The following is a 24,728-nucleotide window of genomic DNA, read 5'->3' on the forward strand; positions in this document are numbered from 1 at the left end:
GGACGTTGATAACAAAGCCACTTTATTAGGGAGAAACCAATGAAGAGATTTGCATCTTCCTTCTTCGCAGCGTGTCTGTCACTTGGCATAGGCGTACCTGCCATAACCGCTAGCGCCAATGCAGCGCAACCGACAGCACTGATAGCCCCCGCCGTCAGCCATGGTGCACAGGCACCGGTCGAAAATGTTCAATATTACGACTATCGTGGAGATAGACGTGGCTGGCGTCACCATCATCCACGATATCGCGATGGCTATAGGCACTACAGGCCGCACTACCGGAATTGGGGGCCACCACCACGCTATCGTCATCACCCACCGCGTTATCGCCCTGCCCCGATATATCGCGGCGGTGGCAATGCGCATGTACGCTGGTGCTATAACCGTTATCGGTCATATCGGGCTTACGACAATACGTTCCAGCCCAATTACGGCCCACGTCGCCAGTGCTATTCGCCTTATATTTAAAGCACGTCTTCCAAACGGTGATACCGGCTTTGGAATGAAGACATGCAATAAAATAATAAAGCCCCGGAAATCCGGGGCTTTTTCATAACGATATGTCGCGAAAATCAGGTTACGAAAGCGCCGATCGAAGCTGCGACCAGGCCGATGGCTACAGCGATCATCACGCCATAAACGCGAGGCTTGTCGAAAAGCACGGCAAAAGCAGAGAACCAGCCCACCACCGCCGCACCCAGCGCGAAAAGGAAACCGGGCTTGTCGCCGTGGTAAAGATTGGCCGCCATCAGCGCACCGACAATCAGCGCACCAAAAACGATCATCAGCCCTGTGGCATAGCGTTCGTAATCGTCCATCTAAATTTCCTCGTTCCGATCACATCAAATACGCGACGGAAGATATCTCTCAATCATTTGGCCATTTGAAGACATGACCAGCTGTCATGTTCCATGGCGGGTTGTTCTCACACAATCACTATTTTCGCCGTTCTTCAACCATTTCGCTGCAATTGTTGCGACTGATCACAGAGTCGTTGCCGCAAAGCCGCGAAGATGGTGCTATATTACCGCTCATGGATTCGACTGGCATCAGCACTTTCGACACAGCTATTGGCCCCTGCGGGATCGCCTGGCATGCCGGTAAAATTATCGGCGTGGAGATCGGTGATGCCGACGAAAACGAAACGCGCTATCGGCTTCAGTCACGCTTTTCGGACACGGAAGCATTGAACCCACCCACCTATGTCAGCGAAGCGATAGACAAGGTTCGCGTGCTGCTTGATGGCGGCGATCCGGATTTCTCGCAAACCCCGCTGGCGCTTGATTCGGTGCCAGACCTCAACAGACAGGTCTATGAAATCCTTCTCGAGTTGAAAGCGGGCGAGACCATCACATACGGCGCAATCGCGCGCAGGCTTGGCGATGTCAGTCTTTCTCAGGCAGTGGGCTACGCGCTTGGCAAAAATCCGTTTCCGATCATTGTCCCCTGCCATCGGGTTTTGGGCTCCAATGGCAAGGTTGGCGGTTTTTCGGCTGCGGGTGGCACGGCGACCAAGCTACGCCTGCTCAACATCGAACGCGCGAGAACATCGCTAGAGCCGGATTTGTTCGGCGGCCTGCCTTTGCAGGCACGACCAGAGGCTGAATAATCAGCCCTTGTCGGTCACGACATCAGCGGAGAAGCGCAGCTCACGCATAGGACGCACATATTGCGTGGACGCGTCATAGGTCGGATGATTTTTGTAAGCGAAAAGCGCTTCTTCATCCTTGAACTCCGCATAGACAACAAGATCAATCGCGTTGCCCATCGGATCGACCTTGGAATTCGGCAGAACTTCAAACACGTCAGAATAAGGAATGGTGCCCAACTGCTCCAAGCCCTTGCGGACGACATCGATGTCCTGATCTGGCTTGACGCTGAAGAAAACAATGTGGCGGATCACGTCTCGTCTCCAAATCCAGAGCGGTTCGGGTCACTATGAAACCTTTGACCGCTCTATCTTTTTTTGTGACGCATTATCCGACGCAAAACCGCTTCGCACTTTTGCTGGAAATGCTTTGACGCGTATCTACCCCATCAAGCGAACAAGCAAAACCACAAAAAGGTGATTGCTAAGAATTAGCCTGCCTTTACCCGACGCCAGGCGAACCCGCCCTCCTGCTGCACCGAACCACGGCCGGGCTGATAATATCCGGGTGTATCCACAAGACGCTGCTCGCCAAGGCGGGTTTGGGCGACCTTGTTTGTCACCTGAAGGCTGTCAAAACCAGTGCGCAGCATAAGCGCTGCCTGATCGATCAGCACGTCGCCTGTTGCACGCAATTCGCCTTCAAAACCTGCACGACGCAGAACTTCGGCTTTTGAATAAGAGCGGCCATCGTTGAACGCCGGAAACTCTAAGGCAATGACCGGCAAGCCTGCCAGATGATCAAGCAGTGGCTCGATCTTCTCACCCGATGTTACCGACACACCGATACGGCGATTGGAAGAGCGGCGTTTCTCCTCATCAAGTCCCAGCCAGACGGCCAAAGGAATGATAATTGCGGGCGCATCCCCCGCGATTTCCAGATCGTCGGCAAAAATATAGTCGTCTTCACGAAAGCCTTGCTCAGACCAGAGCTTCGTTTCAGCTGTTGTCTCACTCATTTCTGGCCCAAACCCCTATATTGCTTTTTTTCCCACGCATCTTACCCGAAAACCGCTACACACTTTTCGGGATGCGCTTTAGGCTATCGGCAAGGCCCGTCAGATGGATGCCGCATTCGGTCTTTTCCGATCCGGCCCAACGTCCGGCACGCTGATCTTCGTCATCGCTTACAGGTCGTGTGCAGGGCATACAGCCGATTGACCGATATCCCTGCTCTGTCAGCGGGTGGACGGGGAGATCGTGCACACGCGCATAGGCACGCAAATCTTCCGCACTCATATGCGCTAGCGGATTGATGCGAATACGCGGGCCGACCGATTCAAAAACCGGCAAAGCATTACGGGTCGAAGCCTGAAACTGCTTCCGGCCGGTCATCCACGCACGATAGGGGGAGACAGCGCGCGCCATCGGTTCCACCTTGCGAATGAAGCAACAGCGGTCCTTGTCGGTCATCGACAAAGCGCCGAACGGATCATCGGCTTTCACGTTTTCCTCAAGCGGCAAGATATCCTGCACATCGAGAAGACCCAACCGATCCACGAGATCATGCCGATAATCGAGCGTTGCGCGGAAATGCTTGCCCGTGTCGAGAAACAGAACCGGCGTTGCCGGATCGATCTCGGAAATCATGTGCAACAGCACAGCCGATTCAGCACCGAATGATGAAACGACTGCAATTCCCCCATCAAAGAGTTCGCGCGTGCTGAGCGCAATCACCTCTTGCGGAGAGGAAGCCCCATGGCTTCCCTCCAAAAGACGGGCTTGCGCTTCCGCCCTCTGATCTGCACTCAGATCTGAATTGGGATCAATGTCAGGCCGCACGGCTCACTTCTCCATAAAGCGCACGTTTGAACGGCTCCATGCCAACCCGACGATAGGCAGCAAGGAAAGTCTCTTCATTGTTTGCGCGCAAACCGAGATAGGTATCGACCACGGTTTCAATCGCATCGACCACTTCTTCAGAAGAAAATCCACGTCCGGTGATGTCGCCAATCGACGAATGCTCGTCACCCGAACCACCAAGCGTGATCTGGTAAAGCTCCTCGCCCTTTTTCTCGACGCCAAGAATACCGATATGGCCGACATGGTGATGACCGCAGGCATTGATGCAGCCGGAAATCTTGATCTTGAGATCGCCGATTTCAAGCTGGCGCTGCTGATCGCCGAAACGCTCAGAAATGCGCTGCGCAACCGGGATCGAACGCGCATTGGCAAGCGCGCAATAGTCAAGGCCGGGACATGCGATGATGTCGGTAATCAGACCGGCATTGGCCGTAACCAGACCATCTGATTGAAGCAGATCATAGACCGCCGGGAGGTCGGCCTTGGCCACATGCGGCAGAACCAGATTCTGCTCATGGCTGACGCGGATTTCATCGAAAGAATAGGTCTCGGCAATATCCGCCACCAGTTCCATCTGCTCCGCACTGGCATCGCCCGGGATCCCGCCGATGGGTTTCAGCGAAATCGTGACAACGGCATAATCCGGGTTCTTGTGTGGCGTAACATTGCGCTTGGTCCATGCCGCAAAATCTGCGTCGGATTTCTGCGTGACCGCCAGAATTTCCCAGCCTTCGGGACGCTGCGGCAGATCCGGCATCCGGAAATAGCTTTCAATCGCATCAATATCGCGCTGCGGCAGTTTCAGATCACCGTAACGGATCTGTTCCCACTCAGCATCAATCTCTTGTACCAGCGGCTCAACACCGGTTTCATGAACGAGGATTTTGATGCGTGCCTTATATTTGTTATCGCGGCGTCCATAGAGATTATAGACGCGGACGATAGCCGTCACATAGGTCAGCATGTCCTCAAGCGGCAGAAAATCGCGGATTTTCTTGGCAATCATCGGCGTGCGCCCCTGCCCACCACCGATGTAGACGGCGAGACCGAGTTCGCCTGCTTCGTTCTTCTTCAGCTGCAGGCCAATGTCGTGCACCTGAATGGCCGCACGATCATGCTCAGAACCGACAATCGCAATCTTGAACTTGCGTGGGAGATAGGAAAACTCCGGATGCAGCGACGACCACTGGCGCAGAATTTCTGCCAGCGGGCGCGGATCGGCTACTTCATCATGCGCAGCGCCAGCAAAATGATCAGCCGTCACATTGCGAATGCAATTGCCTGAAGTCTGGATTGCATGCATTTCGACTCCCGCAAGCTCTTCGAGAATTTGCGGCACGTCTTTCAGTGCTGGCCAGTTGTACTGGATGTTCTGACGCGTCGTGAAATGCGCGAAGCCACGGTCATAATCCCGCGCAATGGAGCCAAGCCTGCGCAGCTGGCGGCTCGACAATGTGCCATAGGGGATCGCAACACGCAGCATATAGGCATGTAATTGCAGATAAAGACCGTTCATCAGCCGCAAAGGCTTGAACTGGTCTTCCGTCAATTCGCCAGAAAGGCGACGCCCAACCTGATCCTTGAACTGTGCAACGCGGGCCGCAACAAAGTCGCGGTCAAATTCATCATAACGATACATATTTACTTCCGATATTCAGATCAGGAGGCTTGCTTTAACGCTGGTTGACCAAGCGTAATGATGGTGGGACCGGAGAGTCGGATACGTTCGCGCAGGCGAATGGGATAAAGCCCTTCGTCGCGCTCTTCGACATCGATGACATTCACGTCGACAACCAGATTGGCTTTTGCTGCCACCTTGCCAGCTTCTTCAAGTGCGCTGACGGCTTCTGCGTGACGGGCAACCAACGCACCATCGATGGTTTCCTGCCATGATCCGTCAGCGCCAAGCCACACAGCCTGTCCATCGATGAGCCGGTTTGCAGTGAGAACTTTTACAACCATTTTTCCGACTCCTGATTTAAGCCGCGACTGCAACGGGTCTAACCGCCAGCGCCTGCGCTTTGTCGATAGCGGCGCCTGCAACAGCATCGCCGATGATGACCATGACCGGACCGGAGAGTTCTTTGCGCTCTTCCAGAGACGGCAGATCTTTCAATGTTCCATGAAACAGCCGCTTATCCTTGCGGCTGGCATTCTCAACAACCGCGACAGCCGTATCTTCATGCAGACCGGCAGAGATCAAACGGCTGGCAACCGAGGCTGCAACGCTTGAGCCCATATAGACGGCAATCGTTGCACCGGAGACGGCAAGCTTGGCCCAGCCCGGCAGCACATCGCCTGCCATGTCGTGGCCCGTCGTGAATACCAGCGAGGAGGCCACACCACGCAAGGTGAGCGGCAGTTCCATATCGGCAGCAGCAGCGAAAGCAGACGTGATGCCCGGCACGATTTCAAAGCCGATACCAGCTGAACGCAATGCTGCCATTTCTTCGCCCGCACGGCCAAAGACCAGCGGATCGCCCGCTTTCAGACGCACCACGCGCTTGCCTTCTCGACCAAGGCTAACGAGCAGATCATTGATCTCGTTCTGGCTCTTGGAATGGCATCCCTTGCGCTTGCCGACCGAAAGACGCTCCGCATCGCGACGCCCCATGGCAATCACGCCTTCCGGCACCAGTGCGTCATGCACAATCACGTCTGCTTCCATCAGAACGCGATGTGCGCGCAGAGTCAGCAGATCTTCTGCACCCGGACCAGCACCAACGAGCCAGACATAACCGGCAGCATGTTCTCTTTGCTCGATTAATTCATTTGCAGCTTTGTATGCTTCTTCGCGATCACCGTTTTCAACAGCACGCGCTACGGAGCCGGAGAAGAACCCACGCCAGAAACTGCGGCGCGCCAGACCTTTTGGCAAAAGCTTTTCGACCAGCGGACGCCAACTTTCGGCATAATGCGCAAGCTCACCAAGGCGTGGCGAGAAGGCCGCATCAATGCGCGCACGCACCATCTGTGCCAGCACAGGGGCCGAGCCTTCGGTGCCAATCGCAATTGCAATCGGCGCGCGGTTCACGATGGCAGGGGTCAGGAAATCGCAGAGCGCAGGACGGTCGACAACGTTGACTGGAATTTTCAGCGCTTTGGCCGATGCTGCAATGGCGCGATCCTGATCTTCATCACCCGTGGCGACAAAAACCAGCTTCGCACCTTCAAGAAGATCGGCGCTAAAAGCTTGAGAAACATGTTCCGAACTGTGGCTTTCGATGAAGCTCGCCAAGACTGGTTCAAGCTCTTGTGCAATGATGCGCAAACGAGCGGACGTCTGTGCCACGAGCCGCGCTTTGTTGAGCGCTTCTTCGCCGCCGCCAACAATAACCACCACCTCTTCCGAAACACGGAAGAAGGCAGGAAAATCAGCAAGAAGTCGTTGGGACGCGAGAGCCACAGCAGTATCCTTTTTAAGACTGCTGGCATTATCCCCGGGCTGGCGAAATTTTATAAGAAACGGGCTTGCGTGCGCAAATCGCGCGGAGCATCACTTTTTCTCTGAAAAGGCATTATGAGGATTTTAATTCCTGTTTGCCTCAAATTATATCCCATAATTTTTGTAGGATTAGCATTTGAGCGCCGTGCGTCCTATTGAACACACAAAGGACGCTCAAACACTAAAAATGCGCATCGAGCTTTCCAAAAATCGATTTCGATTTTTGGGCCGATGCGTGACTAGCTATAATTGCCCGACGTAAAAAATGCTGGAACATGTTTTGGCCAGCGACGTGGCAGAACAGCTACGAGGTCAAAGCGCAGCGATAACTGTGCGTAATCCTTTTGCCGTTGCAACCACATATCCGCCGCCGCCTCGATACGGCGCATGGACTGCGGCGTGACGGCAAGTTGCGCTGCTTCAACGCTTGTTCGTGCTTTGACTTCGACAATGAGAACAAGATTGCCGCGCCGGGCGATCAGATCGATTTCGCCAAGCCGCGTGCGGTAGCGCCGTGCCACGATGCGAAAACCTTTGAGCATAAGCGCAAACGCGGCCAGCCGCTCGGCGCTGTGTCCGCGAAAGAAAGCAACACGCTTTTTCTCGCGGAGTTCACTCATCAGTCCTGCGCCTTCAACTGCATCAGGCGCTGATACAGCACTGATTTCTGCCCGCCAGTCATCTTTGCTGCCTCGCCTGCAGCTTTTGATGGCGGCAATTCTTGCGACAATGACAGCAACAGTTTGTCGATATCCTCTTCGCTCTGCAGACCGGCTTCCCCTGTTGGCGGACCAACAAGCAACACGACTTCTCCGCGAATACGATCTTCACCATCAAATTGCTGCTTCAACTCACCCAGAGGTGCAGTCACGATGGTTTCATAGGCTTTGGTCAGCTCACGGCAAAGGGCTGCTTCACGACCATCGCCAAAAACCTCCGCCATATCGGCGAGCGTTGTCGCCGTGCGGTTAGGCGATTCATAGAACACAAGCGTTGCTTCGATATTCTTGAGGCTTTCGAGCTTGGATGTCTTCTGGCCGTGTTTGACCGGCAAAAAGCCGCAAAACATGAATGCATCAGTCGGAAGTCCGGAAGCAGCAAGTGCCGCAAGGAGAGCGGAAGCACCAGGCACCGGCACCACACGAATGCCTGCCTCACGGGCCTCGCCAACAAGGCGGAAGCCCGGATCGGACACAAGCGGCGTGCCTGCATCTGAAACGAGCGCAACACTCTTGCCGCTTTCAAGGGCTGCGATCAGCTTTGCGCCTGCCTCAGCAGCATTATGTTCGTGATAGCTTATCGGGCGGCGCGAAATGCCATAGCGATCGAGCAATACGCGGGTCACGCGAGTATCTTCACAGGCCACAATGTCGGCACTCGCAAGCACTTCCAGCCCGCGCAGCGTCATGTCGCCGAGATTACCAATCGGGGTCGAGACGATATAGAGCGCAGGTTCGATCGGACGTGCACGCTGGGCGGTGCCACCGACAACAAATTCGCGTTTCTGTTCGTCCAAAAATTCCGTCATTCCATATCCTTATTGCCGCATGCCGTTATCGGGAAACCGGTTCCCACTTTCCCGCGACATGCGCTAAGCCGCCAGATCAGCCACCAGCGCATCAAGCACGAGCGCGCCATCCGGCGTTGCACGGATGAAGCTTCCATCCATTTTTTCGATCATGCCCGATGCGACCAGCCTTTCAAGACGCTTGCGGTCAATATCGTGGCCGGTTAGACGCTGATAACGCGCAAGATCAATGCCTTCGCGCAACCGCAATCCCATCATCAGAAATTCATCGCCCTGCGGTTCACCATCAAGATGTTCTTCCTCGATAATACCGTGACCGTGGCTTGCCACTTTTTCCAGCCATGTTTCCGGATGCTTTTCGGTCATTGTGACGGTGCGCAAACCGTTTTCAACAAAACGTCCATGCGCGCCGGGGCCGATGCCGACATATTGCCCATAACGCCAGTAAACCAGATTGTGCTGGGATTCACGTCCCGGCACCGCATGGTTTGAAATCTCATAGGCTGGAAGACCATGTTCCGCGGTGATCTTTTGCGTTTCTTCATAAAGAGCGGCAGCATGATCCGGATCCGGCGTGGTGAGCTTGCCCGCCTTCCAGAGATTATAGAACTGTGTGCCTTCTTCGATTGTCAGCTGGTAGAGCGAGAGATGATCGGCAGCAAGACCGATGGCTTCTTTCAGCTCTTCGCGCCAGGCTTCAATCGTCTGATTGGGACGTGCATAGATGAGATCGAAAGACAGACGCGGGAAAATTTCACGCGCAAGCCGGATTGCGGCCTTGGCTTCTTCAACCGAATGCATTCGCCCAAGACGGCGCAGATCAGGATCGTTAAGCGCCTGGATGCCAAGCGAAACGCGATTGACGCCCGCTGCACGATAGCCGCGGAAACGATCAGCTTCCACGCTTGTCGGATTGGCTTCCAGTGTCACTTCAATATCGGGCGCGACAGTCCAGCGCGACGCAATACCATCAAGCAGGCTGCCAACCGTCGAGGGCTGCATCAGCGACGGCGTACCGCCGCCCAGAAAGATGCTGGTGACGGTGCGCGGGCCTGTGCGGGCGCGCAATGTGTCCATCTCACGGTTGAAAGCTTCCGCGAAGCGTGGCTGGTCAACCGGCTGATGGCGTACATGGCTGTTAAAGTCGCAATACGGACATTTTGCCAGACAGAACGGCCAGTGCAAATAAACGCCAAACGCCGTTTCTCCATCTGCGCGCGCAATTGGTAGAATATTCGCTGAAGCGTCAGGTGGAGAAAAATGATGGTTCATTCGGGCATATCCGAAACAACACCGAGCGCCTTTTCCGCAAACAGCTTGAAGGCACGCGCACGATGCGAAAGCGCGGACGCGTCGCCCGGCGTCCAGCCGTGCTTCTCGTCAGCAGTCATTTCGCCGAAGGTCTTTTCATAGCCTTCCGGCTTGAATACCGGATCATAACCGAAGCCAATATCGCCGCGCGGAGGCCAGATCAATGTGCCTTCCACTTCACCGCGATAATATTGTGCTTCACCATCCGGCCATGCAAGGCAGATAACCGAAACAAAGCGCGCCTTACGCTCGGCAGGGCTGAGAGCACCCTTTTCCTGCAGAAGATCTTCGACCTTCTGCATCGCCATATTGAAATCGCGCGTGCCGTCTTCGGTCTCCGCCCAGTCAGCAGTGTAAACGCCGGGATTGCCATCAAGCGCGTCAACCATCATGCCGGAATCATCCGACAATGACGGCAGGCCGGTGGCTTCGGCTGCGGCAAGTGCCTTGATATAGGCATTCTGCTCAAACGTCGTTCCGGTTTCTTCCGGCTCCGGCAGACCGAGAGCTGCAACAGAGCTGACTTCAAAGCCAAACGGGGCGATCAGTCCATCAAACTCGCGCAATTTGCCTGCATTGTGCGATGCAACGATCAGTTTGCCTTTTTCAAGCACTCGCATTTCAGTTCTACCTTTTTACGCATGATCTTATCCAAAAAACCGGATTCCACTTTTTGGGATCATGCTTAATTCCAAAGTTTCGGTTCGGCGAATTCCAGCGAATTGCCGGAGGGATCGCGAAAATAAATCGAACGTGCACCATTGGGCCATTCGAAATCAGACTCGATAGCAATCCCGTGCTTTTCGAGATAGCTGCACCAGTCGTCAATCTCATGACGTGTGGCTGCAAAACAGACATGCCCTGCACCAATCGTCCCATGAGGTGGCACCGGCAGCGATCCGGGCGCGGGGGGCTTCAAAGTTTCTTCCGCCTTAAACAACAGTAAAATACCGTCGCCACAGCGGAAGAATGCATTGCGTTCACTGACCTTGCCCACCGGCTCAAGCCCGATGATGTCGCGATAAAACGAAATCGCCTCAGCAACATCACGGACATAGAGCGCGGTTTCAAGAATGCGGGATGCCTGCATTTTCGGCCACCTCTTTCATGGAGATGGCCTTAACTATCAGGCAAGTGCTGCCTTCTGCAACTCGACGAGCTGATTAATGCCGCCGCGTGCAAGCTTCATAAGCGCTGCAAACTCTTCTTCCGAGAATGGTGCGCCTTCAGCTGTACCCTGAATTTCGACAATGCCGCCCTTGCCGGTCATCACGAAATTGCTGTCGGTTTCTGCCGCCGAATCCTCGACATAATCGAGATCAAGCACAGGCTGACCTTCGTGGATGCCGCAGGAAATGGCCGCAATATGATCTTTAAGCACCTTCTCAAAGCGGATCATCTGCCGCGCTTCCATCCAGCGCAGGCAATCATAAAGGGCAACCCAACCGCCGGTGATCGCAGCTGTACGGGTGCCGCCATCCGCCTGAATGACATCGCAGTCAACCGTGATCTGGAATTCGCCAAGTGCCTGAAGATCAACCACTGCGCGCAGCGAACGACCGATAAGGCGCTGGATTTCCTGCGTACGACCACCCTGCTTTCCAGCGGCTGCTTCACGGCGCATACGGTCGCCGGTCGAACGTGGCAACATGCCATATTCTGCAGTGACCCAGCCCTTGCCTGAATTGCGCATCCAGCCCGGCACCTTTTCTTCAAGGCTTGCCGTGCACAGAACGTGGGTGTCGCCGAACTTGACGAGGCACGAGCCTTCCGCATGTTTGGAGACGCCGCGCTCAAAAGAGACGGCACGCATTTCATCAGCAGCGCGCTTGGATGGACGCATCGTATTTCCTCAATTCGTTTTTCGTTGCGGCTTTTTAGGCTTGTCGCGCTCGAATGAAAAGGAATTTCGCAGTATCTTACAACAGAGGTGTTGAGAGAGGTGAAACTGTAAACCCAAACCCTTTGACGCATCGGGTTGCTCGCTTATATTTATAGTCTGCAATTCAAAGGGTTCGCATTGAGACCATGATCAAGTCACCGGAACATCAGCTGCTTAATGCACTCGACCAGCGGTCGCGCGATATTTTCCGGCTGATCGTCGACAGTTACCTCAATGATGGCGATCCGGTCGGGTCGCGCAACCTGTCGCGCCTGCTGCCGCATAGTCTTTCGCCAGCCACCATTCGCAATGTGATGAGCGACCTTGAGCATCTTGGCCTCATCTATGCACCGCATATTTCCGCCGGGCGTCTGCCAACCCAGATCGGTCTGCGCTTCTTTGTCGATGCTTTCATGGAAGTGGGCGACCTGCCGCCTGATGAACGCTCCTCCATTGAGGCACAGGTGCGTTCGGCAGGCATGAACAATTCGGTAGAGAGCGTGCTGACAGAAGCCAGTCAGGTTCTTTCGGGCCTTTCGCGTGGGGCTGGCCTTGTGCTTGCAACCAAGGCCGAAGGTGCCCTCAAACATATCGAATTCGTGCGTCTTGAACCGACCCGCGCGCTTGCCGTGCTGGTGATGCAGAATGGCGATGTCGAGAATCGCGTTGTGAACCTGCCTGCTGGAATCTCCGCTTCGCAGCTGGTGGAGGCTTCCAACTTTCTCAACGCGCATATTCATGGCCACACACTGTCGGAAGCGAAATCGGAGCTGGAAAAGCTGTCGGAAGAAACCAGACAGGAACTTGATCAGCTCTCGCAGGAACTTGTTGCACAGGGACTGGCAGTGTGGAGCGGTGCGGGTTCTGACCAGCCTGCACGCCTCATCGTGCGCGGTCGTGCCAACCTGCTTGAGAACATTCATGCACAGGAAGATATTGAACGCCTGCGCCACCTGTTTGACGACCTCGAAACCAAGGACGGCATGATCCAGCTCCTCGATCTGGCTGAATCGGGTTCCGGCGTGCGGATTTTCATCGGCTCGGAGAACAAGCTGTTCTCGCTCTCCGGTTCATCGCTGGTGGTCGCCCCTTATCGTGACAGCGAACAGCGTGTTGTGGGTGCGCTTGGCGTCATTGGACCAACCCGGCTCAACTATGCCCGCATCGTGCCAATGGTCGATTACACCGCGCAGATTGTCTCCCGATTGCTACGCTAATTTCTGATATGAAGTGTCAGACTTGCCAAGGCTAAGAAATTAGACCTTGATTTTAACGCCGCGAAACTCGATATCCGGCCCAAACACTATTCAAGACGGAAGAAGCATTATGGCTGATGAAAAGAATACACCCGAAAACCCCGATCTTGAGCAGCGCGATATCAACAATCCTCGTGATCGTGATGCGCTGAAGCGTGCTGCCGACGATTTTCTGAAAAGCCGCAAGGCTGAGGCACGCGCCGAGGTCGAAGAAGAAGCTGTTGACACCGAGAGCCTGGCTGCAAACACCATTGCAGCACTTGAAGCCGACAATGCAGAACTGAAAGATCAGATGCTGCGTCTCGTTGCAGAGATGGAAAACCTGCGCAAGCGCACACAGCGCGACGTGCAGGACGCACGCACCTATGCTGTAACCAATTTTGCCCGCGACATGCTCTCGGTTTCCGACAATCTGAGCCGCGCACACGAAGCCATTCCTGCCGACGCGCTGGAAAGCGACGCCAACCTCAAGTCGCTTGCCGAAGGTGTGGAAATGACCGAACGCGCCATGCTTCAGGCTTTGGAGCGTCACGGCGTGACCAAGCTTAACCCTGAAGGCGAAAAGTTCGACCCGAACTTCCATCAGGCTATTTTTGAAGTGCCTAACCCTGATCTGCCAGCCAATACGGTCGTGCAGGTCATGCAGGCCGGATACGCCATCGGTGACCGCGTGCTGCGCCCGGCGATGGTTGGCGTTTCCAAGGGCGGTCCAAAGGCTGCCCCCGAGACGGCACCTGAAGGCAATGCTTGATTAGCATGTCCAGCAAAAGCGCGAAGCGGTTTTGCGTGGGATAATGCGATAAAAACAAAGAGAAAGAGCGGCGTGTTCATCGCCGCTCTTTCTTTTTGCCGCTATCCATTGGACTATCGACACACTATCAGCTGGGAGGCCGTGCGTGACGATCTTTGATTTTGCAAACTTTGCAGGGGTTTTCGTCTTCGCTGCCACCGGCGCTCTCGCCGCATCACGCCGTCAGCTCGATATTATCGGCTTTATCTTTCTCGCCAACGTGACTGGCATCGGCGGAGGTACGATGCGGGATCTGGTACTGGGCTCACCGGTTTTCTGGGTAGTTGAGCCGTTTTATCTGCTGGCAGGAACGTCTGCCGCCATCATCGTCTATTTCACGGCACATCTGGTCGAATCACGCTACCGGCTTTTGCTGTGGTTCGATGCCATCGGCTTGTCAGCCTATACGGTTGTGGGTGCGGCCAAAGGCTTGGCACTCGGCTTTGGGCCATCCGTTGCCATCGTCACCGGCATTTTTACGGCAACGCTGGGCGGCATTTTGCGCGACATGGTGGCAGGCGAGCCATCCGTGCTTATGCGGCGCGAAATCTACGTCAGCGCAGCTCTTGCCGGTGCATGTCTTTATGTGGTGCTGGAACGCTTGGGGATTGATCCGATTTTTGCAGCGCTTGCTGCCGCACTCACAGCCTTTATCGTGCGCGGCGGTGCGCTTTATTTCGGCTGGAATTTACCGGTCTATAAAAGCCGTCCCGGCCGCACAGAGGAAGAACTCAAGCGCGACCGGATTGTCCGGATTGATCAGTAGAGCGGTTCCAGGTCACGCTGAACATTGAAACCGCTCTATCTATTTGTTTTTATAGCACTATCCCAGAAAAATAGCTTCGCACTTTTACTGGAAATGCTCTAATCAAATAAGCTTGGCCTGCGTCGCTACAGCCTTTAGATCGACCAGCGGACGTGGTCCCATCTGCTGAATAATCATACCGGCTGCAAGCGAGCCTAAGCGCGCGCAATCCTCAAGCGAACGGTCCTTGGTGTAGCCATAAAGGAAACCGGCGGCATAAAGATCACCCGCACCTGTGGTATCGATCAGCTCTTCGATCTCAATTGCTGGCACATGCAGCGTCTGATCGGCAGTGATGACAATCGCGCCCTTTTCCGAGCGTGTGACGACTGCCAGCGGGCAATCCTTGCGGATGGCTTCAACAGCTTCATCAAGCGACTTGGTCTGATAGAGCGACTTGGCTTCGTCTTCATTGGCGAAAACGATATCGACCGTGCGGCTGCGCATAAGATCAAGAAACTCATCACGATAGCGATCAACGCAGAATGGATCTGACAGGGTCATAGCAACCTGACGGCCGTGCTCATGCGCAATCTTGGAAGCCAGAACAATGGCTTCCTTGGCGCGTGGCGGGTCCCACAAATACCCTTCAAAATAAGTGACGCGGGCATCGGCAACTTTGGAGGTTTCGACATCTTCCGGCCCAAGCTCAACGCAGGCACCCAGATAGGTGTTCATCGAACGCTCGCCATCCGCAGTTACGAAAATCATGGAACGGGCGGTCGGTGAGCCTTTTTCCAGTGCGCGCGTATCGAATGCTACGCCCTGTGCGCGAATATCATGGGAAAAAACCCGGCCAAGATGGTCTGTTGCAACCTTACCAAAAAAGGCGGAACGCCCACCGAGGCTCGCGACGCCTGCAGCGGTATTACCAGCACTACCACCCGACATTTCCGTGACCTGACCTTTGATACGGCCATAGAGCAGTTCTGCCCGGTCGCCATCAATCAGGTTCATGGCGCCTTTGATGATGCCATTTGTTTCAAGGAATGCATCTTCCGTGCGCGAGATAATATCGACAATGGCGTTGCCAATGCAAAGAACGTCGAATGTAGCCATGAGCTGATCTGGGGCTCCCCTTTTTGTCTGTTGCCCGCCTCTGTACAAGGCATTCAGGCAACGGTACGGCGGCAGTCATGTGGGGCCGGTTTAGCCTTTTGCAAGTGCTTTGACCACCCTGTTAAGCCTGCCTCCTGTGGGTAGCGCATATTGTACCGATCCATCGGCCTTCCTATTTTGATCGCATAAGATCACCGAAAGTGGGCCTGAATGATCATTGAAGCGGCAATAAAAGCCCTTAAACGCCTTCCAACGCCGGAGTTTCGTTCGGTTTTGTGGAAAACACTGGGTTTGACGCTCTTGTTGCTGATCGGGCTTTGGGTCGGAATTCGTCAATTATTTTTTACTTTAGCCTGGCCGTGGATGGCGCAATTGCTGCCCGGAATGCCCGAATGGGCTGGCTGGCTCGGTATTGCTGCAGCCATTGTTGCAGGTCTGGGGCTGGCGCTCGTGCTCGCTTTAATGATTGCACCCGTCACCGCACTTGTAGCCGGTATCTTCCTTGATGATGTCGCGGACTTCGTTGAACGTGAGGACTATCCCGGTGAGCCCGCAGGCACGCCCCTGCCGCTGGGCCGTTCCGTTGTGGTGTCACTTAAGTTTCTGGGCGTGGTCGTTCTCGGCAATATCGCAGCACTTTTTCTGCTCTTCGTACCCGGCATCAATCTGATCGCCTTTTTTGTGATCAACGCCTATTTGCTGGGGCGGGAATTCTTTGAATTTGCAGCGATGCGTTATCGGTCCGAGAGCGAGGCCAAGGCACTACGCTCGCAATATGGGGTGACAGTTTTCCTCGCGGGGTTGGTCATTGCGGGATTTCTCGCGATCCCAATCGTCAATCTGCTAACGCCACTGTTTGCGGCTACGATGATGATTCATCTGCACAAGGCAATTTCGCAGCGAGAAATTTTAAAACTGCGGCGGTAACGGAATGAGCGCTGCGGGTACGTCACAGGTCTTTCCGGGATATTTGCAGATATCAGCGATCACGCAATGCTCGCATTCAGGCTTGCGCGCCTTACAGGTGTAACGCCCGTGCAGGATGAGCCAGTGATGCGCGTGAAACAGATATTCTGTCGGAATAACCCGCATCAGAATAGCTTCTATCGCATCCGGCGTCTTGGCTGGTGCAAGACCAATCCGATTGCCGATGCGCAGGATATGCGTGTCCACAGCCATGGTTGAGTGGCCAAAAGCCATGCTCAATACGACGTTGGCGGTCTTTCGGCCAACGCCCGGCAACTTCACCAACTCGTCGCGATCATCCGGGACTTCACCACCATAATCGCGGATAAGCGCTTCGGACAATAGAATGACGTTTTTCGCCTTGTTGCGCCAAAGACCGATGGTGCGGATATACTTGCCAACCGTGTCTTCGCCCAGCGCCAGCATTTTTTGCGGCGTGTCGGCAATCGCAAAAAGCGCACGGGTAGCCTTGTTCACTCCCACGTCTGTTGCCTGTGCCGACAAGACGACGGCGACGAGCAGCGTGAAGGCATTCACATGCTCGAGTTCACCCTTTGGTTCGGGGCGCAAAATGGAAAAGCGGCGGAAAATCTCGTGGATTTCATCAGCCGTGTAGAGCGTGCCTGCAACCCGACGCGGGCGACGAACCTGAGTTGTCGCTGCGTCATTCACGGGCGATTTGATTTTGGCGTTTTCCATTTTGTCTCTATACTTGGCTCCATCCGCGGAAAACAGTTCACAGCTTGACGCAGCCCGGAGCAAATGTGCATGCAGCATCCAGACGGCGCAAATCCAGACAGATTTGATACCCCAATTTTTGAAGCTCTGCTGACGCCTTATCGCTCATTGGGGCGAACGGGTTTTCGTGTGTTGATGGGCGCCATGATCTGCTGCTGGCTGTTTGTCTGCATATTGTTCTGGTCAATAGGCGCATGGCCGATCATCGGCTTTTTTGGCCTTGATGTGCTGGCAATCTATCTGGCTTTTCGCTGGAACTACCACGCGGCCAAGGCACGCGAGGAAATATCCGTTTCACGGTCAGAACTCTCCATCCGAAAATACGAAGCCTCCGGCAAAATGACCAGCCATCTGTTTCATCCGTTCTGGACACGATTTAATGTCGCCAGAAAACCGGATATCGGCATCACGACGATGCATGTTGAAAGTCGTCAGAACAGTGTTCTCGTCGGTGGTTTTCTCAATCCCGATGATCGTGAGAGCTTCGCCACCGCTTTCGGCAATGCGTTAAGCGAAGCGCGACGCTGACATCGGCACACAGTTTTCCACATATGTTGACGGCTTTTGCTTCCAAGGCATCAGTTTTAGGATGCTTTGAGGGGAATCCACTTTCGGCCCTTGAAGTCCGGCTTTTCACAAGCCATATCAGTTAAGTGAAAGATACGCCGAAAGGGTGCTTTCCATAACGGTCGCTTCTTACCAAGGACTGATGCAATGACAAGAATGACTCCGTTTTCGAGCCCTCTATTGCTGGGCTTCGACACAATGGAAAAGACGCTGGAACGGATTGCCAAATCCGGCGACGGCTACCCGCCCTATAACATTGAACGTCTGCGTGGCGAGACGGGATCTGAACGGTTGCGCATTACGCTTGCGGTAGCAGGTTTCGCCAGTGACGATCTTGAGGTAATGACTGAAGACAATCAGCTCGTGATCCGTGGACGCCAGAGCGACGATACCGAACGCGAGTTTCTGCACCGTGGCATTGCTGCCCGTCAGTTTCAGCGCGTCTTTGTTCTGGCAGATGGGATGCGGGTCGTCGGTTGTGATCTGAAAAATGGCCTGCTTGCCATTGATCTCGACAGACCTGAACCAGAACGCCTTATCAAACGTATAAATATAGCAGTGAAGGAATGATCCCGGTTCAGACTGGGTTCATGCTGAAATCGCTATAATGGAATTGTTAAGCTCTTAAGCAGTATGATCGCAAATGATGTGCTGCGAAATTGGAGGCTAAGACCATGGACAGACACATTCTCACTGAACATGAATTCGCTCATCTGGGTGAAGGTGAATTGGCTTACGTGCGCAAGATTCGTTCCGACGATCTTACCCGCAGCTTCCCTGCCCTTCCCCCAATCGCTCCAGGTCTTGAACTTTGGGCGCTGTTTGGAGCCACCGGCGAACCCATCGTTCTTTCCGATGTACGCGCCACCGCGTTGCAGGGCGCGCATGAACACGAATTGCGCACCGTGATGCTGCATTAGTAACTGCATCTCTCATGTTGTCGGCTCATTCACATGGGTCGACAGCACCAGGGTGCAATATTTCTGCCTGCCTTTGATGCATTTTTAGCTAGCAGTCATACGCCTCAGTACATCGTTCAGGTAGGTTTGCTCCTGAATGCGAAAGTTCGTTGTTCCCACTTTTTCAAAGCCATGCTTAATATAAAATGCTATCGCGGGGCTATTCTCAGAATTTGTCGTCAGCCAGACCGATGGACTACCAGCATCTCGCGCGTATTTCAGTCCTTGCTCTAATAATAATTTTCCTATCCCTTTGCCGTGGTGACGTGGCTGAACGTACAGCGTGGAAATCTCCATAGCGGAACAACAGGTAACAGGGCCTGCTTTCCCACTGCTCATCCGGATAAAACCATCAATGCCATCTGCGTTCTCTGACACGACGATATGTTCATTGGGGTCATCGAACAGCTTTGAAAACTTGTCAGACGTAAATTCGTTCAACACATAATCAGCAAAAAAAGTGTTTACCCCTCGCCTGATATAAGTCCCTAACCAAACCTCTATTGAGATAGCTGCCAAGATAGGGGCATCAGAAGGGTGACCAATACGAAACTTCATACGCAGGTTCCAGCATTCAAATTGAATAAGCTTCTGAGACATCTAAGAACACTGGAAACCAGCAGACTTTGCCACAAAGAGCTTTACCAGTACCACGCGCCTTTATCAGTTGAGACAATAATATCGACAACCTGTCAGGGTTGCTGACTTTGATTAAACGCTTTGCTTGAGCGTGAAAATCGAAAGTTTGAGGGATAAACTTCTAGTTCGCTGGATACCAGAACACACAAAGGCCGCCGTTCTCTAAAGAATGGCGGCCTTGCTTGCTTAAACGGGACAGTATCAGGCAGCGTTGGTCGCAGGCTGTGCTGTCAGGAATGAATAAAGTGCCTGGGCATCATGGGTGCCGCGCAGCTTGGCAACGGTATCTGCATCGCGCAACATGCGCGCAATACGCGACAATGCTTTCAGGTGATCGGCGCCAGCATTTTCCGGTGCAAGAAGCAAGAAGACGAGATCGACGGGCTGATCGTCCAGTGCTTCAAAATCCACTGGCGTTTCAAGGCGCGCAAAAATTCCTGCAATCTTGTCAATGCTTGCCAGCTTGCCGTGAGGAATGGCCACGCCATTGCCAACCCCGGTCGAACCGAGGCGCTCACGCTGGAGAATTGTTTCGAAAACTTCACGCTCAGGGAGACCGGTCAGTTCCGCGGCCTTTTCAGACAAAATCTGCAAAAGCTGCTTTTTGGAGCTGGCTTTCAGCGCAGGGATAATCGCCCCTGGCTGAATCAGATCACTAAGATCCATTCTCTCCGTTCCTTCTTCAATCAGGCCATCGAAGGCCCGGTTTAGGGAAGCGCACGACAGCGGAAAACTGCGTGCGCTTCAGGTTTGCCGTCAAGCGCGGGGAGCGGCCTGGCGGGTAACCGTCGATGGGTCCACCCAGCCGATATTGCCGTCCGCACGACGGTACACGATATTCACTTCATCATTGCCTGCATTGCGGAATACCAGGACCGGGTTTTCGATCAGGTCAAGTTCCACAACCGCCGACGCTACCGAGAGGGTGCGAAGGGCAACAGACGATTCCGCAACGATAGTCGGTGCGTAATCAACCGGAAGGTCCTCCTCTTCTTCCGGCAGCGGTGCCATAACACGATATGCCACATCATCATAGATCGCATTTGGTGCGGTCGCAGGACGCGATTTCAAACGGCGCTTGTAACGACGCAAGCGTGTTTCAATCTTGTCTGCAGCCGCATCGAAAGCCAGTTGCGGATCCTGCGCATCTCCGGTGCTCTGCAAAGTGGCACCGCTATCAAGATGCAAGGTACAATCCGCGCTGAATCGCGACCCGGACTTGGTGACCGTTACCTGCCCGGAAAAGCCATGATCAAAATATTTGCCGACCGCTTCGTTAACCCGATCAATAATCCGGGTCGTGAAAGCTTCACCGACGTCCATATGCTTTCCAGATACACGCAGAGTCATTTGGTACACCTCATTTGCGTTACACAACAGGACGTAGTCTAACCATAAGGCGAGCGAAGCGCAAAGCGAACCAGCATCAAATCTGCTTTTCGTCCTGTGCTTATTTTAGCCCCGTTTCCTGCAGTCTGAAAAAGCGCCAAAGCCCCATTCCCGATCATTGCCATCCACGCGGCCAGTCGAATAATTTTCCGTCATATGTTTTCAACCACATGCCGGAAGGATCGCTGCACATCGTTCTCTTATGTAACGCTGAAAACGCCGAAGCGTTTCCCGAAATATTACCTTGCCTTTCGTTTAAACAATCGGACACCGGTTAACGGTCTTTACGGGTGCATATCGCAATGCGAGCGGGGCTTCTATTGACTGAAACGTAAATTGTCAATCGCAGCTTTTACCAGCCAGATCCTCGCGCGTTGCTCATCCCCCTCCAGTCGAAAATGAATTATCCTGTCTTCGCGAATTAGAATTCACTAAAATTCAGAACAGTTTCATCACGTTAATTCAGATTGGCATTCTTGTAATGCGTGGCGGCAATCTTACGGATAGTCTTTTTCAACCTGCAGACGATCTAGCTTTCTTTTCGCGTCTGCGCTGAACCGATGAAGCAATATTCATCGATTCACGATATTTCGCGACTGTTCTTCGCGCGATATCCACACCGTCCTTTTTCAAGGCATCAACGATGGCATCATCAGACAACACGTCATCGGGCTTCTCCGCATCAATCATCTGACGGATGCGATGGCGCACACTTTCAGATGAATGCGCGTCACCACCTTCCGACGAAGCGATGGAAGCGGTAAAGAAATAACGCAATTCAAACACGCCACGCGGTGTCGCCATGAATTTGTTTGCGGTGACACGGCTGATGGTGGATTCATGCATCCCCACAGCATCTGCGACGATACGCAGGTTCAAGGGCTTGAGATGGGTCACGCCGTGGCGCAGAAAGCCGTCCTGCTGGCGAATTATTTCCTGTGTCACTTTCAGGATCGTGCGAGCGCGCTGATCGAGGCTGCGTACCAACCAGCTGGCCGACTGCATGCAATCGGACAGGAAGGTCTTCTCCTCAGCTTTTACCGAGGTGCTGACTTCCGCATAATATTCATTGTTGACGATCAGACGCGGCATTGCTTCGGGGTTGAGTTCAATCGCCCAGCCATCGTCGCTTGATCGTGATACCAGTACATCAGGAACGATGACATCTGCGACCGACACTTCAAACTGTGTGCCGGGCTTGGGATCAAGCGCCCGGATCTCGCCAAGCATATCCAGGAGATCAGCCTGATCGACGCCGCAGAGTTTTTTCAACGTTGCAAAATCTCGCCGCGCAAGCAGTTCAAGATTATTGATGAGCGCCTCCATGGCCGGATCAAACCGGTCCTTGAGGCGCAGCTGGATCGCCAGGCATTCACGCAGATCACGCGCGAAAATCCCCGCAGGATCAAAGCTTTGCATCTCGTGAAGCACGCGCTCGACATGGGCCGTTTCAACGCCGAGATTTTGCGCGAGCAGTGAAGTGTCGGCACGCAGATAGCCGCTTTCATCCAAAGCATCGGCAAGTGCGGTTGCGATGAAACGATCAGCAGCAGTGGCGAAAGACAAGGTGATCTGTTCGGCTACATGGGTGCTTAACGAAGGGCGGCTCGCTGTGACCTGATCAATGTCGTAGCTGCCGCCAGCGCCGAAGCTTTCGCCACCGGTCGTTTTCCATTGCGGGTCGAGTGTACTGCTCGCATCGTCACTGCGACCGGGGTCATCGGGGAAGATGTTTTCGAGCGAACTGTCAAAGGTCGACGAGAGATTTTGCGCGTCATCAACCGTATCGGTCTTGAACCAGTCTTCATCGGATGAGGCTTCCGCTGAAGTTCCATCATCGCTGTCACGAGGAGGTTCGGCGTCTGCAAAATCATCATTCGCTGCCTCAATTCTGTCCAGCAGCGGATTTTTCTCGATCTCCAGATCGATGAACTGCTCCAGCTCGATATGCGTCATCTGCAACAACTTGATGGACTGCATCAACTGCGGAGTCATCACCAGCGATTGCGATTGACGAAAATCTAGCTTCGGCGAGAGTGCCATTCGTTGTTTTATTTCCCCGTTTTTGCCCGTGCCAGCCTGTTAGAGCGCCGCTCGCCCTTTTGGGCGCGCAAAGCTCGTTCTAGCACTTTATATTTACAGCACAATTTACCTCAAACTGATTCAAGTTTGAGGAATTATGCTGTAGCCGCTAGCAAAGTCGCCTTTATATGAATTGTTTTCGACCAAGGCGTTCCAATTATCAAAACTGGTATGAACCTTGCTTGTCAATTCAGAATGTGCGTTTTTCGGACAAAAGGGGAAAATAGTCGCAAGAATGCCGCGCTTTGCAAAAGCAGCGCAGCGAGCTTCACTCGAAAATGAGAATATGTTCCGGCAAACAATACCGGAACTGTAATTTACAGCGTGAACTGATCACCGAGATAGAGCCTGCGCACGTCGGGGTTGGCGACGATTTCAGCAGGACGGCCATGCGTCAGCACCTGACCGGCATGGATAATATAGGCGCGATCAATAAGACCAAGCGTTTCACGGACATTGTGGTCCGTGATGAGCACGCCGATGCCACGGCTGGTCAGGTGACGCACGAGCTGCTGGATGTCCGACACCGCAATCGGGTCAACACCAGCGAAAGGTTCGTCGAGCAGCATGAAATTCGGACGTGAAGCAAGGGCGCGCGCAATTTCCAGACGACGACGTTCACCACCCGACAGGGAAATGGCAGGCGCCTTGCGCAGATGCGAAATATGAAACTCTTCGAGCAGAGCGTCGAGCTCCGTCGCGCGCTTCTTGCGGTCCTTCTCGACCACTTCCAGCACGGCCTTGATATTGTTTTCGACCGACAGGCCGCGGAAAATCGAGGCTTCCTGCGGCAGATAGCCAATCCCAAGACGCGAACGGCGATACATCGGCATCGACGTCACATCGTAACCGTCGATTTCAATGGCACCAGCATCAGCCGGCACAAGACCTGTCACCATATAGAAGCATGTGGTCTTACCGGCACCGTTAGGGCCGAGAATGCCAACTGCTTCACCTGCGCGTACGCCAAAAGACACACCGTTGACGACCTGTCGCCCGCGATAGCTCTTGCAAAGTCCACGAGCGACCAGCGTCCCTTTGAGACGCGTCGTCTTGCCAGGCTGAGATGGCATCACACCATCCGCACCCTCAGTAGCGGCTGCATTTTCAGAAATGGCCTGCTGCTCGTCGGCTTTCTTGTTCCAGAACAATCCCACGCGCGCTCCGGTTAGTTGGACTTGGGCGCGCCACCGCCCTGCTGTTGATCCTTAGGAGCCATGATGATCGATACACGACCCTTGCTCTGGCCCTTGCAGCTTTCAAGGAAAGCCTTGCCCGTACCCATATTGGCCGTCAGCTTGCAGCCGGTCGCAACATTGTCGCCATCGGTCAGCACGACTTTCTGGCCCTGAAGCACCATGACCTGGCTCTTGCCGTCATAAGTGCCAGTGTCGCCAGTGGCGACCTGCGTGCCCGACTTGAGGTAAACCTTGCCGCTGATTTCAAGACGATCAATGCCCGAGCCGCTCAGACCAGCGGTGCCGCCAGCTGGCTGACCACCTTGGCCCTGCGAGTCTTTGTTATAGAAGACGATCATTTTGCCGGACTTCAGAAGTGCATCGCCCTGAACCACCGAAACATTGCCGGTAAAAATGGCTTTGCCTTCCTTGTCGAGCATTTCGAGCTTGTCAGCATCGATCTTGATCGGGCTCTTGCCGCCGGAAAGCTGGAGGCTGCCAAACGGCACCTGCTGGCCTTCCTGAGCCAGAGCAGAAACCGGCGCAACAACGAGGCCCAGCGCCAAAGCTGCAAATCCCATCCGCAATGTGCGGGTCTTCATGCTCTTGTTCATGTTGCCGGTCTCGCGTTCCATCATTCTCGAGCTCCCCTACAAATCCCATTCCCTGGAATCAGGCCGAGC

Annotated in this window: 30 protein-coding genes; 9 read left to right on the top strand and 21 right to left on the bottom strand. The window is 54.0% G+C overall.

Going from position 1 to position 24,728, the window contains the following annotated elements; translation table 11 throughout:
• Positions 1-39 precede the first annotated feature (39 nt).
• Positions 40-468, top strand: coding sequence for a BA14K family protein (locus tag RT142_RS03605; protein ID WP_007873336.1), 429 nt, complete (start codon positions 40-42; stop codon positions 466-468).
• A gap of 104 nt (positions 469-572) precedes the next feature.
• Here RT142_RS03605 and RT142_RS03610 read toward each other — a convergent pair whose 3' ends face one another.
• Positions 573-818 (bottom strand): hypothetical protein, encoded by a 246-nt coding sequence (locus RT142_RS03610; protein WP_007873334.1) that lies wholly within the window; start codon positions 816-818, stop codon positions 573-575.
• Positions 819-1,033: 215 nt separating this feature from the next.
• Here RT142_RS03610 and RT142_RS03615 point away from each other — a divergent pair, with 215 nt between their 5' ends.
• Positions 1,034-1,609, top strand: coding sequence for a methylated-DNA--[protein]-cysteine S-methyltransferase (locus tag RT142_RS03615; protein WP_007873332.1), 576 nt, complete (start codon positions 1,034-1,036; stop codon positions 1,607-1,609).
• On the opposite strand, the gene RT142_RS03620 is transcribed toward RT142_RS03615, so the two are convergent.
• The 12 genes from RT142_RS03620 to rph all read right to left on the bottom strand — a co-directional run bounded on the left by RT142_RS03620 (position 1,610) and on the right by rph (position 11,578).
• Entirely contained in the window at positions 1,610-1,903 is a 294-nt protein-coding gene (locus tag RT142_RS03620; RefSeq protein WP_007873331.1) for a Dabb family protein, read from the bottom strand. It lies immediately after the preceding gene.
• Positions 1,904-2,079: 176 nt separating this feature from the next.
• Entirely contained in the window at positions 2,080-2,607 is a 528-nt protein-coding gene (locus RT142_RS03625; protein ID WP_113158850.1) for a DUF934 domain-containing protein, read from the bottom strand.
• 55 nt (positions 2,608-2,662) lie between these two features.
• Positions 2,663-3,418: a phosphoadenylyl-sulfate reductase gene (locus tag RT142_RS03630; RefSeq protein ID WP_113158950.1), complete on the bottom strand. Its 756-nt coding sequence runs from the start codon at positions 3,416-3,418 to the stop codon at positions 2,663-2,665.
• 1 nt (position 3,419) lies between these two features.
• A complete protein-coding gene (locus RT142_RS03635; RefSeq protein ID WP_007873324.1) occupies positions 3,420-5,090 on the bottom strand; it encodes a nitrite/sulfite reductase in 1,671 nt (556 codons plus the stop codon).
• A gap of 20 nt (positions 5,091-5,110) precedes the next feature.
• Entirely contained in the window at positions 5,111-5,413 is a 303-nt protein-coding gene (locus RT142_RS03640; RefSeq protein ID WP_095445930.1) for a DUF2849 domain-containing protein, read from the bottom strand.
• A gap of 16 nt (positions 5,414-5,429) precedes the next feature.
• Positions 5,430-6,857 (bottom strand): siroheme synthase CysG, encoded by a 1,428-nt coding sequence (gene cysG, locus RT142_RS03645; RefSeq protein WP_079211423.1) that lies wholly within the window; start codon positions 6,855-6,857, stop codon positions 5,430-5,432.
• Positions 6,858-7,135: 278 nt separating this feature from the next.
• A complete protein-coding gene (locus tag RT142_RS03650; RefSeq protein ID WP_007873319.1) occupies positions 7,136-7,516 on the bottom strand; it encodes a YraN family protein in 381 nt (126 codons plus the stop codon).
• Positions 7,516-8,424, bottom strand: a complete 909-nt coding sequence (gene rsmI, locus RT142_RS03655; RefSeq protein WP_112804622.1) for a 16S rRNA (cytidine(1402)-2'-O)-methyltransferase — start codon at positions 8,422-8,424, stop codon at positions 7,516-7,518. Before rsmI ends, RT142_RS03650 begins: the two co-directional genes overlap by 1 nt.
• Positions 8,425-8,487: 63 nt before the next feature.
• Positions 8,488-9,696 (bottom strand): radical SAM family heme chaperone HemW, encoded by a 1,209-nt coding sequence (gene hemW / locus RT142_RS03660; RefSeq protein ID WP_079211420.1) that lies wholly within the window; start codon positions 9,694-9,696, stop codon positions 8,488-8,490.
• Positions 9,693-10,355 (bottom strand): RdgB/HAM1 family non-canonical purine NTP pyrophosphatase, encoded by a 663-nt coding sequence (gene rdgB / locus RT142_RS03665; protein ID WP_112804621.1) that lies wholly within the window; start codon positions 10,353-10,355, stop codon positions 9,693-9,695. Before rdgB ends, hemW begins: the two co-directional genes overlap by 4 nt.
• 65 nt (positions 10,356-10,420) lie before the next feature.
• Entirely contained in the window at positions 10,421-10,825 is a 405-nt protein-coding gene (locus RT142_RS03670) for a VOC family protein (protein WP_112804620.1), read from the bottom strand.
• A gap of 36 nt (positions 10,826-10,861) precedes the next feature.
• Positions 10,862-11,578 (bottom strand): ribonuclease PH, encoded by a 717-nt coding sequence (rph, locus tag RT142_RS03675; protein WP_007873310.1) that lies wholly within the window; start codon positions 11,576-11,578, stop codon positions 10,862-10,864.
• A 185-nt stretch (positions 11,579-11,763) separates the two neighbouring features.
• Here rph and hrcA point away from each other — a divergent pair, with 185 nt between their 5' ends.
• The 3 genes from hrcA (at position 11,764) to RT142_RS03690 (ending at position 14,429) form a co-directional block, all read left to right on the top strand.
• Complete coding sequence (gene hrcA, locus RT142_RS03680) at positions 11,764-12,834, top strand: heat-inducible transcriptional repressor HrcA (RefSeq protein ID WP_007873309.1); 1,071 nt, start codon at positions 11,764-11,766, stop codon at positions 12,832-12,834.
• Between the two features lie 109 nt (positions 12,835-12,943).
• Positions 12,944-13,624: a nucleotide exchange factor GrpE gene (gene grpE / locus RT142_RS03685; RefSeq protein WP_313027428.1), complete on the top strand. Its 681-nt coding sequence runs from the start codon at positions 12,944-12,946 to the stop codon at positions 13,622-13,624.
• Between the two features lie 145 nt (positions 13,625-13,769).
• Positions 13,770-14,429: a trimeric intracellular cation channel family protein gene (locus RT142_RS03690; protein ID WP_105518082.1), complete on the top strand. Its 660-nt coding sequence runs from the start codon at positions 13,770-13,772 to the stop codon at positions 14,427-14,429.
• 102 nt (positions 14,430-14,531) lie between these two features.
• On the opposite strand, the gene RT142_RS03695 is transcribed toward RT142_RS03690, so the two are convergent.
• Positions 14,532-15,527: an adenosine kinase gene (locus RT142_RS03695; RefSeq protein WP_007873304.1), complete on the bottom strand. Its 996-nt coding sequence runs from the start codon at positions 15,525-15,527 to the stop codon at positions 14,532-14,534.
• A 210-nt stretch (positions 15,528-15,737) separates the two neighbouring features.
• On the opposite strand from RT142_RS03695, the gene RT142_RS03700 reads away from it, so the two are divergent.
• Positions 15,738-16,454 carry a sulfate transporter family protein gene (locus RT142_RS03700; protein WP_313027432.1) on the top strand — a complete coding sequence of 239 codons (717 nt, stop codon included), beginning with the start codon at positions 15,738-15,740 and terminating at the stop codon, positions 16,452-16,454.
• Here the strand turns inward: RT142_RS03700 and nth are convergent.
• A complete protein-coding gene (gene nth, locus RT142_RS03705; protein ID WP_313027435.1) occupies positions 16,437-17,192 on the bottom strand; it encodes an endonuclease III in 756 nt (251 codons plus the stop codon). The two genes, RT142_RS03700 and nth, sit on opposite strands and share 18 nt — an antisense overlap.
• A 69-nt stretch (positions 17,193-17,261) precedes the next feature.
• On the opposite strand from nth, the gene RT142_RS03710 reads away from it, so the two are divergent.
• The 3 genes from RT142_RS03710 (at position 17,262) to RT142_RS03720 (ending at position 18,718) form a co-directional block, all read left to right on the top strand.
• Entirely contained in the window at positions 17,262-17,759 is a 498-nt protein-coding gene (locus RT142_RS03710; protein ID WP_064320071.1) for a DUF2244 domain-containing protein, read from the top strand.
• Between the two features lie 186 nt (positions 17,760-17,945).
• Positions 17,946-18,368 carry an Hsp20 family protein gene (locus tag RT142_RS03715; protein ID WP_007873293.1) on the top strand — a complete coding sequence of 141 codons (423 nt, stop codon included), beginning with the start codon at positions 17,946-17,948 and terminating at the stop codon, positions 18,366-18,368.
• 104 nt (positions 18,369-18,472) lie between these two features.
• Positions 18,473-18,718 (top strand): DUF1150 family protein, encoded by a 246-nt coding sequence (locus tag RT142_RS03720; protein ID WP_007873282.1) that lies wholly within the window; start codon positions 18,473-18,475, stop codon positions 18,716-18,718.
• Positions 18,719-18,802: 84 nt separating this feature from the next.
• Here the strand turns inward: RT142_RS03720 and RT142_RS03725 are convergent, their stop codons facing one another.
• The 6 genes from RT142_RS03725 to RT142_RS03750 form a co-directional block, all read right to left on the bottom strand.
• Positions 18,803-19,315 carry a GNAT family N-acetyltransferase gene (locus tag RT142_RS03725; protein WP_313027440.1) on the bottom strand — a complete coding sequence of 171 codons (513 nt, stop codon included), beginning with the start codon at positions 19,313-19,315 and terminating at the stop codon, positions 18,803-18,805.
• Between the two features lie 282 nt (positions 19,316-19,597).
• Positions 19,598-20,062 (bottom strand): PTS IIA-like nitrogen regulatory protein PtsN, encoded by a 465-nt coding sequence (gene ptsN, locus RT142_RS03730; protein WP_007873280.1) that lies wholly within the window; start codon positions 20,060-20,062, stop codon positions 19,598-19,600.
• Positions 20,063-20,152: 90 nt separating this feature from the next.
• Positions 20,153-20,746: a ribosome hibernation-promoting factor, HPF/YfiA family gene (hpf, locus tag RT142_RS03735; RefSeq protein WP_007873278.1), complete on the bottom strand. Its 594-nt coding sequence runs from the start codon at positions 20,744-20,746 to the stop codon at positions 20,153-20,155.
• A 552-nt stretch (positions 20,747-21,298) separates the two neighbouring features.
• Positions 21,299-22,828: an RNA polymerase factor sigma-54 gene (rpoN, locus tag RT142_RS03740; protein WP_007873277.1), complete on the bottom strand. Its 1,530-nt coding sequence runs from the start codon at positions 22,826-22,828 to the stop codon at positions 21,299-21,301.
• A 356-nt stretch (positions 22,829-23,184) separates the two neighbouring features.
• Positions 23,185-24,024, bottom strand: a complete 840-nt coding sequence (lptB, locus tag RT142_RS03745; RefSeq protein ID WP_007873267.1) for an LPS export ABC transporter ATP-binding protein — start codon at positions 24,022-24,024, stop codon at positions 23,185-23,187.
• A gap of 11 nt (positions 24,025-24,035) precedes the next feature.
• A complete protein-coding gene (locus RT142_RS03750) occupies positions 24,036-24,680 on the bottom strand; it encodes an LptA/OstA family protein (RefSeq protein ID WP_039859483.1) in 645 nt (214 codons plus the stop codon).
• Positions 24,681-24,728 lie beyond the last annotated feature (48 nt).

This window comes from Brucella sp., assembly GCF_032066345.1.
GTDB classification, from domain to species: domain Bacteria; phylum Pseudomonadota; class Alphaproteobacteria; order Rhizobiales; family Rhizobiaceae; genus Brucella; species Brucella pseudogrignonensis.